A 15,101-nucleotide genomic window follows, 5' to 3' on the forward strand; every position below is an offset into this window, starting at 1 on the left:
TATCGATGCTATCGAATGTGATATCGAAAGAATCATGGCCAGTCTCACCGTCCGCAAACTCGACGACGCCATCAAGGCCGAGCTGCGACTGCGCGCCGCCCGCAACGGCCGTTCGGTCGAGGATGAGGTCCGCGTTATCCTGAGGGAGGCGGCAACCGTCACGTCCTCGACCGTCGCCACGGGCAATCGCGCCGCCCGCAATGCAGCAATCCCAGCCGGCCGAAATTCATTCCATCAGTCCAATGGCTTGCGTAACATAACGCTGATCATCGGCGGCGGTATTGCCGCCTACAAGGCGCTCGATCTGATCCGGCGGCTGAAGGAGCGCGGCTTTATTGTGCGGTGCGTCATGACGAATGCTGCGCAGCAATTCGTCACCCCGCTGAGCGCCGGCGCGCTGGCCGGCACCCACGCCTACACCGACCTGTTCGATCCCGGCAGCGAATTCGATGCCGGCCATATCCGGCTCGCGCGCGACTGCGACCTGATCGTGGTGGCGCCCGCCACCGCCGACCTGATGGCAAAGATGGCGCACGGGTTGGCCTCCGATCTCGCCACCGCGATCCTGCTCGCCGCCGACAAGCCGATCCTGCTGGCGCCGGCGATGAACCCGCTGATGTGGAACAACCCGGCGACACGCCGCAACGTGGCGCAGCTCGCGCGCGACGGCGTCGCGATGATCGGCCCCAATGCCGGCAAGATGGCGGAAGCCGGCGAGGCCGGCGTCGGCCGCATGGCCGAGCCGACGGAGATCGCGACAGCGGCCGCGCGGATTCTCGGACCCGCGCGACCGCAACCGCTCGAGGGCAAGCGTGTGCTGGTCACGGCCGGTCCAACCCGCGAGCCGATCGATCCGGTGCGCTATATCGCCAACCGTTCTTCCGGCAAGCAGGGGTTTGCCATTGCTGCGGCGGCGCAGGCGGCCGGGGCCGAGGTGACGCTGATTTCGGGGCCGGTCGATCTCGACGATCCCGCAGGCGTCACGGTGGCGCACGTCGAATCGGCGCGAGAGATGCTGGCGGCGGTCGAAGCGGCACTGCCCGCCGACATCGCGATCTTCACGGCCGCGGTCGCCGACTGGCGGGTCGCCCACGAAGGCGCGCAGAAACTGAAGAAGACCGCGGCCGGGATGCCGCCGCTGCAACTGGTCGAGAACCCCGACATTCTGGCAACGATCTCGAAGCTGCGCGACACGCGTCCGCCTCTCGTTATCGGTTTCGCCGCCGAAACCGAGCATCTCATCGACAACGCCAGGGCAAAATTCGCGCGCAAGGGCTGCGACTGGATGGTCGCCAACGACGTCTCGCCCGGGACCGGCGTGATGGGCGGCGATCGCAACACGGTGCATTTGCTGACGCGTGACGGGGTCGGCGACGAGATCAAGGCCGAGTCCTTTCCCGTCATGACCAAGGAAGATGTTGCCGCAATGCTGATCGAACGCATCGTCTCGACCGTGACGGATCAGCCGACATGAGCGGTGCGATCAGAATCGACGCCCAGCAACTGCCTCACGCCGAGGGTCTTCCGCTGCCGGCCTACCACAGCAGCCAGGCCGCCGGTCTCGACCTCATGGCCGCAGTTCCAGAACAGACGCCGCTGGTTCTCGCAGCCGGACAATACGCGATGGTCCCGACCGGGCTGATCATCGCATTGCCCGATGGGTTCGAGGCGCAGGTGCGGCCGCGCTCCGGCCTCGCCGCCAAGCACGGCGTCACCGTGCTGAATTCGCCCGGCACCGTGGACGCCGACTATCGGGGCGAGATCAACGTGCTCCTCGTCAACCTCGGCAATGCGCCGTTCACGATCCGGCGCGGCGAGCGCATCGCGCAGATGATCGTGGCGCCGGTGACGCGCGTGGAACTCGCGCGCGCGGTATCGCTGTCGGCCACTTCACGCGGCAGCGGCGGATTCGGCTCGACCGGGCGCTAAAGCCGTTCTCGATTACGCTGAATCAACACGATATCCGGCGCCATCCGCGGCATAGCCGTCCGAAGAACGGCGTTGCTTCCGTTCGCCTATGACCCGCGTATCCATCTTCTTTCAGAGATGATGGATTGCCAGGTCAAGCCCGGCGATGACGGATAATCGGGATGATGTTTCCGCCCAAGCGTGAAACCCTTTGGGCTCATTTGTCGCAACTTTTACGAAAATCGTTTCGGAAATGTCGCGGCCACGCATTTTTCCATCGCCGAATTCCCGTTCACGGTCTGGACTCTTACCCCTCGAGTCCGGTTAAGCATAATGTTGGTCGATTCGCGAACGGCGAGCATTTTTCCCGGTCGTATATCGTCGTGCGGTTTTGGGGCAAACATGTCGGACGTAGTCGCGGTGATGCGTCGGACCTTGCTGTCATGCACTTCGCTGGTGCCGGGCGGCATCGCCGGTGCTGGCGCGGCATGCCTCGTCGACATATCGCCCGCATGGGCCACGGAACCGGGCTTGTCCGAGCGGCTGATCCAGACCTTCACGAATCTCAGCAGGCCGGATCTGACTGCGCTGGCGCTGGCGCTGGGCGTGCTCGGTTTCTCGGTGGTCGCCGCTATCCTCCTGATGCGCACGCGCATCCGCGCCGCCGCGAACGAACAGCGGCTGCGCACCGAAATCCGCGAACTTCAATCGGACGCCGACCGCTTTCGCGCGCTATTGTTCGCAGAACCGCAGGTTTTGATTTCCTGGGGTGCGGGCGAGGACCGCCCCCAAATCAGCGGCGACATCGCGCTGCTGTTGCCGCAGGATGCAAAACCGCCTTTGCGGATTCTTGCGTTCGGCACCTGGCTGCCACCCGAACCGGCGTTGCAGATGGATCATGCGGTCGATGCGCTGCGTAACGCCGGGGAAGGTTTTCTGCTCAATCTGGTCACGTCGGCGGGGCGGACCGTGGAAGCCATGGGCCGCGCCATCGGCGGCCAGGCCATCGTGCGTATCCGCGACCTCGGCGGATTGCGGCGCGACCTCGCCGAGACGACGCTGCGCCACAACAGCCTGCTGGCAGAAACCGGGATGCTGCGGGCCTTCGCAGCCGCGGCGCCATGGCCGCTCTGGGCCCGCGGCGAAGACGGCAACCTCAATTTCGCCAATGCCGCCTATGCGCGCGCCACGGAAGCTGCGAGCGCCACCGATGCAATCCAGCGCAATCTCGAACTGCTCGACAGCGACGACCGCATCGCGATGGCGCGGGCGCTGAACGACCATGCCGCCTTTGCCGCGCGATTGCCGGTCGTGATCGGCGGCGAGCGACGGATGTATGACGTTCACGCGCTCCGGGCTGCAGGCGGAAGCGCCGGCATCGCGCTCGACGCCAGCGAGACCGCGGCGCTGAGCCAGGCACTGGAGCGGATGGCGGACGCGCATCGCCGTACCCTCGACCAGTTGTCATCCGGTGTCGCCGTGTTCGACGGCCAGCGGCGGCTTGCGTTCTACAACGATTCCTATCGCCGGCTGTGGGACCTCGACCGCGCCTTTCTCGACGGCAATCCCAACGATTCCAGCGTGCTCGATCGGCTGCGCGCCGCGCGCAAATTGCCGGAGCAGCCGGACTTCCGCGCCTGGAAGGCCCGCCTGCACGAAGCCTATCGCGCCAACGAAGCCGCCAAGGACGTCTGGTATCTGCCGGACGGACGCGCGCTCAGCATCGTCACAACGCCGAACCCCGAAGGCGGCGTCACCTATCTGTTCGACGATGTCACGGAAAGTCTCGAGCTTGCGCGGCGTTACGACCGACTCATCACCGTGCAACGCGAGACCCTGGACAGCCTGACCGAAGCCGTCGCGGTGTTCGGCAGCAACGGCCGCGCGCAGCTTTTCAACCCGGCCTTCGCCCGGATGTGGAAGCTTTCGCCCGAGGCGCTCTCGCAGCAGCCGCATATCGATACCGTCGAGGGCTGGTGCAAGCCGCTATTCGACGACGACGACGCGTGGCAGACGATCCGCAACGCCGTCACCGGCATCGACAATCGAAGCGCGGTGCGGCTCAAGCTCGAGCGCAAGGACGGCAGCGTGCTGGACTGCATGACCATGCCGCTGCCCGACGGCGCCACCATGCTGACGTTCCACGACATCACCGACAGCGAGAATGTGGAACGCGCGCTGCGCGAGCGCAACGATGCGCTCGAGACCGCCGACCAGATGAAGGTCGATTTCGTCCATCACGTCTCGTACGAGCTGCGTTCGCCTTTGACCACCATCATCGGCTTCGCGCACCTCATGAACGATCCCGGCACCGGGCCGCTCACCGAAAAGCAGGCCCAGTATATCGACTACATTACCTCGTCGACCGACGCGCTGCTGGCGCTGACCAACAATATTCTCGACCTCGCCACCATCGACGCCGGCGCGATGACGCTCGAGCTCGGGCCGGTCGATGTCCGCAAAACCATCGCGGCGGCAACGGAGGGCATTCAGGACCGCCTGACCCGCGAGCGAATCGTCCTGGAGGTCGATGTCGATCCGGACATCGGCAACTTCATCGGCGACGAGCGCCGTATCATTCAGGTCCTCTATAACCTGCTTGCCAACGCCGCCGGCTTCTCGCCGCAGGGCGCCGTGATCGCGGTGAGCGCCCGGCGCACCGCGCACAGCGTCAGCTTTGCCGTCACGGACGACGGCCCCGGCATTCCGCCTGAGGTCAAGGACAAGGTATTCGACTGGTTCGAGAGCCGCGCCAACGGCTCGCGACATCGCGGCGCGGGCCTCGGCCTGTCGCTGGTGCGCTCCTTTGTGGAACTCCATGGCGGGCGCGTGCATTTCGACCCGACCGTCAAGCGCGGCACCAGGGTCGTCTGCGACTTTCCGCTCGACCAGACCGCGCATCGCAACGCCGCGGAATGACCGGGCCGTCGACATTCGCAACCGCGCTCGCCAACGAGACCGCGACCGCGCACCTGATGGCCGACCTCGCACTGCTGATCGGCCCCGGCGACGTCATCACGCTGTCGGGCGATCTCGGCGCGGGCAAGACCGCCGCCGCCCGCGCCATGATCCGCTATCTTGCCGGCGACGACACGGTCGAGGTGCCGAGCCCGACCTTCACGCTGGCGCAGCATTACGATCTGCCGTGCTATCCGCTGCTCCATGCCGATCTCTATCGCATCAATGGCCCCGGCGAACTCGAGGAGATCGGCCTTGCGCCGCTGCCCGACGCCACGGTGGTGCTGATCGAATGGCCGGAGCGCGCCGCCGGCGCCTTGCCCACTGATCGCATCGACATCGCCATCAGCCACCGCCCGGCGCTCGGATCGGCTGCGCGCGCCGCCGAAATCACCGGCTACGGCAACGCCGCGGCGCAGGTCGCGCGGCTGGCGGCGCTGCGGCGGTTTCTCGACGACGCCGGATATCTCGACGCCACACGGCAGCACATGGCGGGCGATGCCTCGACGCGCTCCTATGCCCGGTTGATCCGCAGCGACGGCCGCTTCATCCTGATGAACGCGCCGAGGCGGCCCGACGGACCCGCGATCCACGACGGCAAGTCCTACAGCGCCGCAGTTCACCTCGCCGAAGACGTGAAGCCCTTCGTCGCCATCGCGCGCGGCTTGCGCGACCACGGCTTTTCCGCGCCGGCGATCCATCATGCCGATCTGGAGTCGGGATTCCTGATCACCGAAGATTTCGGCAGTGCGGGCTTCGTCGAAGGCACGCCGCCGGCGCCGATCGCCGAGCGCTACCAGGTCGCCACCGACATGCTGGCGGCATTGCATTGCCGGACGTTGCCCGAAATCCTCCCCGTCGCGCCGCATATCCCCTACACCATTCCGGTGTTCGACACCGAGGCGATGCTGGTCGAGGTGGGCCTGATGCTGGACTGGTATCTGACCGACCGCGGCGTTGAGCCGAGCGACGATCTGCGCGCGGAATTCATGGCGATGTGGCGCGTTTTGCTGGCGAAACTAGCCGCGGCGCCCAAAACCTGGGTGTTGCGCGATTTCCATTCGCCCAACCTGATCTGGCTGGAGCAGCGGCGCGACACCGGAAAGGTCGGCGTCATCGACTTTCAGGATACCGTGCTCGGTCCCGCAGCCTACGATCTGGTCTCGCTTTTGCAGGACGCGCGGGTGGACGTGCCGGAATCGCTCGAACTCGCCCTTTTGACCCGCTACATGAAGGCGCGGCTGGGATCGGGCCAGCCGTTCGACCCCGCCGGCTTTGCCGAGCTTTACGCCATCATGTCGGCGCAGCGCAACACGCGGCTGCTGGGCACGTTCGCGCGGCTCAACCGTCGCGACGGCAAGCCGCATTATCTGCGTCATCAACCCCGGATCTGGACCTATCTTACCCGCTCGCTGGCCCACCCCGCATTGTCAGCGATCAGGGCCTGGCATCAGGCTCACGTTCCACCTCCGTCGGACTGAACCGTTTTATTTTACGGCTTGTTAGAAATCGCGCCGTAGCCTCCAGGCATTGGATCTATCCGTGGGTCCGCGGCACAGTCTTCCAAGACGGAGCGAATCATGGGTGCGGAACGACGCAAGGGCGAACGCGTCACCTTCGAGCGCGGATACGGCGCGCACATGATGGGCATCGACGGCACCTGGCGCCGCAACTGCACCATGGAGGATGTATCGGAAACCGGCGCCAAGCTGACCGTCGAAGGTTCCATCGAAGGCCTGCATCTGAAGGAATTCTTCCTGCTACTGTCATCCACGGGCCTCGCCTATCGCCGCTGCGAGCTGGCCTGGGTCAATGGCGATCAGGTCGGCGTCAATTTCCTGAAGCAGAACGACAAGAAGAAAAAGACCGGCCGGCGCAACGACGCCACCGCGGACGCCTGATCCGCACCGCCGTTACGCCATCTTCATGTCACGAGTCTGTCATGCCGGGCGGCTATCGCCTGAGCGATCGATGCGATTCGCCCGTGTCGTGATATGATTCACTGAACCGACCAGAAGCGCGGACTGCTAGAGCCTTTTCGCTTCTGATGGAATCAGAAGCGAGGCTCTATGATTTTGATCTGACGCGTTTTCTTCACGCGAACCGGATTCCATCCTCGGGTCAAGCCCGAGGACATGCTTCGCTGGAAAACGCTATGAGGACGACGATGCCCGTCACCCCGACCAAAGCCATGGTGCTCGCCGCGGGCCTCGGCCTGCGGATGCGGCCGCTGACGGAGCGGATGCCGAAGCCGATGGTGCCCGTGGCCGGCAAGCCGCTGCTCGATCACGTGCTCGACAGGCTGGCGGATGCGGGCATCAGTGAAGCGGTCGTCAACGTACGCTATCTGCCGGATCAGATCATCGATCACGTGGCGCGCCGCAGCCGGCCACGGGTCATCATTTCCGACGAGCGCGATGAGGTGCTGGGTACCGGCGGCGCCGTGGTGAAGGCGCTGCCGCTGCTCGGCGACGCGCCGTTCTTCCATCTCAATGCCGACACCATGTGGATCGACGGCGCGCGTCCCAATCTGACGCGGATGACCGAGGCTTTCGATCCCGCGCGCATGGACATCCTGCTGCTGATGGCGCCGACGGCGAGCAGCATCGGCTATGGCGGCAGCGGTGACTACGCTATGCTCCCCGACGGCGCGTTGCGCAGGCGGAAAGAGAATCAGGTGGTGCCGTTCGTCTATGCCGGCGCCGCCATCATGTCGCCCGCGCTGTTCGCCGGCGCACCCAGCGGCGAGTTTTCGCTGACGACAATGTTCGATCGCGCCAACGAACGGGAGCGCCTGTTCGGGCTGCGACTCGACGGCGTCTGGATGCATGTCGGAACCCCCGATGCCGTCCAGGCCGCCGAGCAAGCGGTCCTCGTCAGCGTCGCCTGACATCTGTCTTCCGGCGAAGCCTTGCAGCCGAACTTGCAGCCGATCGCTGCCCATGCCTGCTCGTGCATGATATGCCTGATCTCGAATCAGGGTCTTTCATGCGCGTCCGCAACGTCCCCACGTCAGTGCCGTTTCTGCGCACCGTCATCACCGCACTGGTCGACGGCGCACTGATCGAGGGGTTTCGCCCGCGCGCGCAGCCCGAGCGGCTCGCCGAGGCCACGCTCTATCTGCCAACCCGCCGCGCCGGCCGCATGGCGCGCGACATCTTCCTCGATGTGCTGAATGTCGATGCCGTGATCCTGCCGCGCATCGTCGCGCTTGGCGATATCGACGAGGATGAACTGGCCTTTGCACAAGCGGCTTCGTCGGCGGAGGCGTTGCAACTGCCTCCGGCGCTCGACGGGCTGGCACGCCGCCTTGCGCTCGCGCAGCTCATCGAAGCATGGGCGAGGCAGTTGAAGCCCGGCGACCCGGCGCAGGCGCCACTCGTCCTCGGCGGCCCGGCCTCGACGCTGGCGCTTGCCGACGACCTCGCGCGGCTGATGGACGACATGGCCACGCGCGGCGTGGACTGGCGCGCGCTCGACGCCCTGGTGCCCGACGCGCTCGACAAATACTGGCAGCTCACGCTCGATTTCCTGAAGATCGCCCGGGACTACTGGCCGGCTCATCTTGAGGAAGCCGGCCGGATCGAACCGGCGGTGCGGCGCGACCGCCTGATCGATGCCGAAGCCGCGCGTCTCGCCGCCCATCATGGCGGGCCGGTGATCGCGGCCGGCTCCACCGGTTCGATGCCGTCGACCGCGAAACTGCTGCATGTCATCGCCAGGCTGCCGCACGGCGCGGTGGTGTTGCCGGGGCTTGACACCGACCTCGATGACGAGGCGTGGCAACTGATCGGCGGCATGAGGGACGGCAACGGCGCATTCACCGCGCCGCCCGCCGCCGGCCATCCGCAGTTCGCGCTGCATGGACTGCTCAGGCGCTTCGGCATCGCGCGCCGCGACGTGGAAACGCTCGGCGTTCCCGCGCCATACGGGCGCGAGATGCTGACGTCGGAGGCGATGCGGCCATCCGAGGCGACGGCGCGGTGGCACACGCGGCTTGCCGAGCCCGAGGTCGCGGAGAAAATCGCCGCCGGCATGAAGAACCTCGCGGTGATCGCCGCCGCCAATCCGGAAGTGGAAGCGCTCAGCATCGCCGCCGCCATGCGCGAGGCGCGCGAACTGAACAAGACGGCGGCGCTGGTGACCTTCGACCGGGCGCTGGCGCGGCGGGTGATGGCCGCGCTCGGCCGCTGGAATCTGGCGTTCGACGATTCCGGCGGCGACGCGCTGATGGACACGCCTGCGGGAATATTCGCGCGGCTCGTCGCAGGCACGGCCTGCAACGGCCTGGAGCCGCCGACGCTGTTGGCCTTGCTGAAGCATCCGCTGTGCCGGCTCGGCCGGGTGGCCGGCGGATGGTCGCGCGCCGTCGCGACGCTGGAGCTTGCGATCCTGCGCGGCACCCGGCCGCCGCCGGGCAGCAAGGGTTTGGCCGACGAGTTCGCGCGATTTTGCGGCGAACTGGACAAGCTCGATCGCGGCGAGAGTTCGTCGCTGCATCGCACCGAGCCCCGCGCAGCGCTGAAACTCCATCGGCTTGACGAATCTCGCGCGTTGATCGCGGCCTTGCGGGACGCGCTCGCGCCGCTCGAAGGCGACGGCGCATCGAGGTCGGCGGACTTCACCGCTTTCGCCGCACAGCATCGCGAGGCGATCGACGTGCTGTCGCGCGACGACCAAGGTGTTGCCGCCGCCTTCGAGGGTCAGCACGGCCTTGCGCTCGCCGCCGCGTTCGATGATTTGCGCAAGGCGGGCGAGCGCAGCGGTCTGACAGTCAAGATCGCCGACTATCCCGAGGTGTTCGAGACCGCGTTCGGCGACCGCATCGTGCGCCGGCCGCAGGCTACAGCGGCAAGCTTGAGGATCTACGGTCCGCTCGAAGCGCGTCTCACCCAATGCGACCGCGTCATCCTCGGCGGGCTCAATGAAAGCGTCTGGCCGCCCGCGCCGCCAAGCGATCCCTGGCTCAGCCGCCCGATGCGGCACGAACTCGGGCTCGATCTTCCGGAGCGACGCATCGGTCTTTCCGCGCACGACTTCGCGCAACTGCTCGGCGCCGATGATGTCATCCTCAGTCATGCCGCCAAGGCCGGCGGTTCGCCGGCGGTGGCCTCGCGCTTCCTGCACCGGCTCAAAGCCGTCGCCGGCCCGGAACGCTGGGCAACCGCGCTGCAAGCCGGCACGCGCTACGTTCAATACGCCGAAGCGATCGACCGGCCGGAGCAGGTCACCCCCGTCGCCCAGCCCGAGCCAAAACCACCGCGCGCGGCGCGGCCGACGCGATTGTCGGTGACCGCGATCGAGGACTGGCTGCGCGACCCCTACACCATCTATGCCAAACACATTCTGAAGCTCTTGCCGTTAGAGGCCGTCGATATGCCGCTGTCGGCGGCCGATCGCGGCTCTGCGATCCACAATTCGCTCGGCGATTTCACCAAACAATATCCAGCAGCCTTGCCGGAGAACCCCGCGGACGTGTTGCGCGCCATCGGCGAGAGCCGTTTCGCGCCGCTGATGCAGCGGCCCGAAGCGCGCGCGCTGTGGTGGCCGCGCTTTCAACGCATCGCGGCGTGGTTCGCGGAATGGGAACAGTCGCGCCGGCCACAACTTGAGACAATCGATGCCGAGATCCGCGGCGAGATTTCGATTCCTGTCGCAAGCGATCGCACATTCCATTTGTCGGCGCGCGCCGATCGCATCGAGCATCTCGGCGACGGCCGCTTTACTATCCTCGACTACAAGACCGGCAGCCCGCCGAGCAGCAAGCAGGTGCGGCTCGGGCTGTCCCCGCAGCTCACGCTGGAATCCGCGATCCTGCGCGAAGGCGGCTTCGAGGGCATCCCGGCCGGCGCGTCGGTCAGCGAACTGGTCTATGTCCGGCTCAGCGGCAACAACCCGCCCGGCGAGCCGCTGCAAGTCAATCTCGACAATGGCAAGACCGACATGCAATCGCCGGATCAGGCCGCCGATCGCGCCCTTGAAGAACTCAACGCCCTGATCCGCGCTTTCGACAACGAGCAGCAGGGCTATCCATCGCTGGACCTGCCGATGTGGAAGACGCGCTACGGCGCTTACGACGATCTCGCCCGAATCAAGGAATGGTCGGCGGCGGGCGGGTTGGGAATCGAGGAATGGTGAAAGCGCCTCGCCCCGTTCATCCCGACGCCAGCGCGCGTCAGCAGCGCGCGTCCGACCCGGCGACGTCGGTTTTCGTCTCGGCCAATGCCGGATCGGGCAAGACCCATGTGCTGGTGCAACGCGTGATCCGCCTGCTGCTCAATGGCGTTGATCCGGCGCGCATCCTCTGCATCACCTTCACCAAGGCCGCCGCCGCCAACATGTCGGAGCGGGTGTTCTCGACGCTGGGACACTGGGTCACGCTCGACGATGAAGCCCTGAACGCGGCGCTGCGCGACACCGGTATCGCGCAGCCCGATGCCTGGTCGCGCCAGCGCGCGCGCAAACTGTTCGCGGCAGCACTGGAAACGCCGGGCGGGCTGAAGGTGCAGACCATCCACGCACTCTGCACGCGGCTGTTGCAGCAGTTTCCGTTCGAGGCGCGGGTGCCGGCGCGTTTCAGCGTGCTCGACGAGCGCGACCAGACCGGGATGATGGAGCGCGCGAGCATCAGTGTCATGCTCGATGCATCGCAGAATCCCGACAGCCCCGCCGGCCGCGCGCTGCAATACGCCATGGGCGCGGCCGCCGACACGACGCTGCGTGACGTGGTCAACCAGGCCTGTCTCAGCCGCGATCACTTCATGGCCTGGACCGAGGATCGCGGCATCGAGCAGGCGATCAGCGATGTGGCCGACGCGCTCGACGTCGATCCCGCCGAGCGCGTCGAGGATGTCGAACGCGAGATCGTCGACGGGCCGAACCTGCCAATATCTGAATGGGAAGCGCTCGCCGCGATTCTGGAAACAGGCAACAAATCCGACATCGAGCAGGCCAGACGCTTGCGCGAGGCGCACGCCATGATCGGCGAGGCGGCGCAAGCCGATCGCTATCTCGATGTCTTCCTGACCGGCGATTCCGTCTTGCGCAAATCCTTCGTCACCAAGAAGATCAGCGATGTCAGACCCGACATCGCCGCGATGCTCGACCGGGAGAGCCAGCGTGTGATCGCGCTGCTCGAACGCCGCCGCGCGCTGACCATCCGCGACCGCACGCAATCCCTTCTCGTCATCGCAACCGCGGTCGCCGCCAACTACCGGCGCGAGAAGCAGGAGCGCGGCCTGCTCGATTACGACGACCTGATCGATAAGACGCTGGCGATGCTGGACCAGACCTCGCCCGGTTGGGTGCATTACAAGCTCGACCGCGGCGTCGACCATGTGCTGATCGACGAGGCGCAGGATACCAGCCCGAAGCAATGGGACATCGTCGAGCGCATCATCGCGGACTTCACCACCGGGGAAGGGGCGCGCGAGGGCGTCAGGCGGACGGTGTTCGCGGTCGGCGACGAGAAGCAGTCGATCTTCTCGTTCCAGGGCGCGGCCCCGCGCGAGTTCGACGAACGGCGAAGCAAGCTGGAGCGGAAATTCAGGGACGCCGAACTTCCGTTTCGCAAGGAGGATTTCATCTACTCGTTCCGCTCGGGGAAGACGATCCTGGAGTCCGTCGATTACGTGTTCCGCGATGCCGCGATCTATACCAGCATCCATGCGGTCGGCGCCCATCCGGTGCATGAATCGCTGGCGGACGCAGCACCGGGCGTGGTCGATCTCTGGAGTCTGGAAGAGCGAGATGCGCGACAGCAGATCGAGGGCTGGCGCGCGCCGTTCGATGCGGTCTCCGCAACCAGCTCCGAGGTCAAGCTCGCCCGCCGCATCCGCAACGAGGTCAAGACGCTGATCGCGCAGGGCACCATGACGGGGCATCTGGGTGACCGCCGCCCGCTCCGCTATGGCGACATTCTGGTGCTGGTGCGGCGGCGCGGCAACGCGTTCGACGCCATCATCCAGGCGCTGAAGCAATCCGGCATTCCCGTCGCCGGCGCCGACCGCCTCAAGCTGACCGAGCACATCGCGATCATCGATCTGATGAACCTCGCCGACGCGCTGCTGTTGCCGCGGGACGATCTGGCGCTGGCGGTGGCGCTGAAGAGTCCGCTGTTCGGCCTTGACGACGACGACCTGTTTGCCATCGCACACAATCGCAAGGGCTCGCTGCGCGACGCACTCGCGGATCACGCGACGGCCAACGACAAATTCCGCGACGCATTCGAGCGCCTGAAGATGTGCGAAACCCGCGCCGCACACGAATCGCCGTTCGCGTTCTATGCGTGGCTGCTGGGCGGAGATGGCGGGCGGCGGCGAATCCTGCGCCGGCTCGGCCACGAGGCCAACGACGCGCTCGACGAATTCCTCGAACTGGCGCTGACTTACGAGCGCAAGGCGCCGGCATCCCAGCAGGGGTTCATGGCGTGGCTGCGCGCCGCCGACACGGACGTGAAGCGCGACATGGAGATTTCGCGCGACGAGGTGCGGGTGATGACGGTGCACGGCGCCAAGGGGCTCGAGGCCTCCGTGGTGTTTCTCGCCGATACCGTGACGTCGCCGGCCGATACCGAGCGCCTCAACCTGATCCGTATGTCGCGCGGCAACGCGCCCGCCCATGCAGCAGGCGTCACGGTCTGGGCCGGCAGAAAGGCTGAAGATCCGCCTGACGTGGTGAACGCCCGCGCGGCCATGATCGCCGAGACCGAACACGAATATCGCCGCCTGCTTTACGTGGCGATGACGCGGGCGGCGGACCGCCTGATCGTCGGCGGCTGCAAACCCGGCAACCGCAAGGACGTGCGCGAGCACGCATGGTACGACCTGATCGACAAGGGCCTTGGCAAATCCGGCCTCGCGATGCGGGAGATCGAGACCGCCGCCGGCACGGTCAAGCGTTTCACGCGGCCGGGGGAAACCGAACCGGATGCCGCCGGTCCCGCAACGCCGGTTGCCGCCGCACCGATCGCGCTGCCGCCGTGGCTGCACAGCATGGCCGCGCCGGAAGCGCCCGCCGGGCCATCGCTGCGGCCATCGGATGCAGATGACAACGCGCATCACCGCATCTGGCCCGGCGAGTCCCCGGACCAGCGCCGCCGCGCGCTGTTGCGCGGCACGCTGGTGCACCGCCTGCTGCAATCGCTGCCTGATGTGCCGGTCGATCGCCGCGGGGACACCGCGCTGGCCTATCTCGGGCGCAATGCGCGCGACTGGAGCGAGGCCGAGCGCGACGCACTGGCGGCGCAGGTGCTGGCGTTGATCGGCGACTCCCAATTCGCGCCGGTGTTCACGGACGGCAGCCGGGCCGAGGTGGCGATTGCAGGACGGCTGACGACGCGACGGGGCGATCCCGTGCTGGTGTCCGGCCAGATCGACCGGCTCGTGGTAACGCGGGAAGCGGTTCTGATCGTGGATTTCAAGACCAACCATGCCCCGCCCCGAAACCCCGCCGACGCACCGCCGGCCTATGTCCGACAGCTCGCGCTCTATCGCGCGGTGCTGGCCAGGCTGTACCCGGAATTACCGGTCAAAGCGGCGCTGCTCTGGACCGAGACGCCTGAAATGATGGAGATTTCGGCCCTAGCGCTCGATGCCGGGCTGGAAGCGATCATCTCGATGTGAGAAACCTTGACCCGGCAAGGTCGCATTCTTAACTTGGCAGATAGTTTCAGGCGCATTCTTTTGCAGTGCGCGATCTCATCAAGGCAACGAGGTATTCCATGGCTGTTGGCAAGGTTTCGGACGCCAATTTCGAAGCGGAAGTGCTCAAGGCGACTGGCCCGGTCGTGGTCGATTTCTGGGCCGAGTGGTGCGGCCCCTGCCGCATGATCGGTCCGGTGCTGGACGAGATTTCCGGCGCGATGGGCGACAAGGTCAAGATCGTGAAGCTGAACGTCGACGAGAGCCCGCGGACGGCCTCGAAATACGGCGTGATGTCGATTCCCACCCTGATGATCTTCAAGGGCGGCGAACTGGCCTCGCGTCAGGTCGGCGCCGCGCCGAAGCAGAAACTGGAGCAGTGGATCACCGCCACGGTCTGATTTCGCGGCATTGGAATTCAGCAAACGGCCGGCTCATCGCCGGCCGTTTTTATTTGCGCCTGCTTTCTTTCTCCCTTGTGGGAGAGGGTGTTTTATCGGCGTCATTGCGAGGAGCGCAAGCGACGAAGCAATCCAGCTCTTACTGTTTCCTGGATTGCTTCGCTCAGCGCAAAATTGGCAAAAGCCAATTTGT

General features: G+C 66.1%; 9 protein-coding genes. All 9 read left to right on the plus strand.

Annotated elements, in window-relative coordinates; genetic code table 11:
- The first annotated feature begins 34 nt into the window (after positions 1-34).
- The gene (gene coaBC / locus NHAM_RS00250; RefSeq protein WP_011508659.1) at positions 35-1,474 is read left to right on the plus strand and encodes a bifunctional phosphopantothenoylcysteine decarboxylase/phosphopantothenate--cysteine ligase CoaBC; all 1,440 of its coding nucleotides are present in this window, start codon (positions 35-37) and stop codon (positions 1,472-1,474) included.
- On the plus strand, positions 1,471-1,929 hold the full coding sequence (dut, locus tag NHAM_RS00255; RefSeq protein WP_011508660.1) for a dUTP diphosphatase: 459 nt from the start codon (positions 1,471-1,473) through the stop codon (positions 1,927-1,929). The genes coaBC and dut overlap by 4 nt, the downstream gene beginning before the upstream one ends.
- 381 nt (positions 1,930-2,310) lie before the next feature.
- On the plus strand, positions 2,311-4,827 hold the full coding sequence (locus NHAM_RS00260; protein ID WP_011508661.1) for a PAS-domain containing protein: 2,517 nt from the start codon (positions 2,311-2,313) through the stop codon (positions 4,825-4,827).
- Entirely contained in the window at positions 4,824-6,347 is a 1,524-nt protein-coding gene (locus NHAM_RS00265) for a bifunctional tRNA (adenosine(37)-N6)-threonylcarbamoyltransferase complex ATPase subunit type 1 TsaE/phosphotransferase (RefSeq protein ID WP_011508662.1), read from the plus strand. The genes NHAM_RS00260 and NHAM_RS00265 overlap by 4 nt, the downstream gene beginning before the upstream one ends.
- A 99-nt stretch (positions 6,348-6,446) precedes the next feature.
- Entirely contained in the window at positions 6,447-6,767 is a 321-nt protein-coding gene (locus tag NHAM_RS00270) for a PilZ domain-containing protein (RefSeq protein WP_011508663.1), read from the plus strand.
- A gap of 266 nt (positions 6,768-7,033) precedes the next feature.
- On the plus strand, positions 7,034-7,756 hold the full coding sequence (locus tag NHAM_RS00275; protein ID WP_011508664.1) for a nucleotidyltransferase family protein: 723 nt from the start codon (positions 7,034-7,036) through the stop codon (positions 7,754-7,756).
- 98 nt (positions 7,757-7,854) lie between these two features.
- On the plus strand, positions 7,855-11,004 hold the full coding sequence (addB, locus tag NHAM_RS00280) for a double-strand break repair protein AddB (protein ID WP_011508665.1): 3,150 nt from the start codon (positions 7,855-7,857) through the stop codon (positions 11,002-11,004).
- Complete coding sequence (gene addA / locus NHAM_RS00285; protein WP_041357512.1) at positions 10,998-14,489, plus strand: double-strand break repair helicase AddA; 3,492 nt, start codon at positions 10,998-11,000, stop codon at positions 14,487-14,489. The genes addB and addA overlap by 7 nt, the downstream gene beginning before the upstream one ends.
- Positions 14,490-14,587: 98 nt before the next feature.
- On the plus strand, positions 14,588-14,908 hold the full coding sequence (trxA, locus tag NHAM_RS00290; RefSeq protein ID WP_011508667.1) for a thioredoxin: 321 nt from the start codon (positions 14,588-14,590) through the stop codon (positions 14,906-14,908).
- Positions 14,909-15,101: the final 193 nt, after the last annotated feature.

The sequence above is a fragment of the Nitrobacter hamburgensis X14 genome (genome assembly GCF_000013885.1).
Classification (GTDB): domain Bacteria; phylum Pseudomonadota; class Alphaproteobacteria; order Rhizobiales; family Xanthobacteraceae; genus Nitrobacter; species Nitrobacter hamburgensis.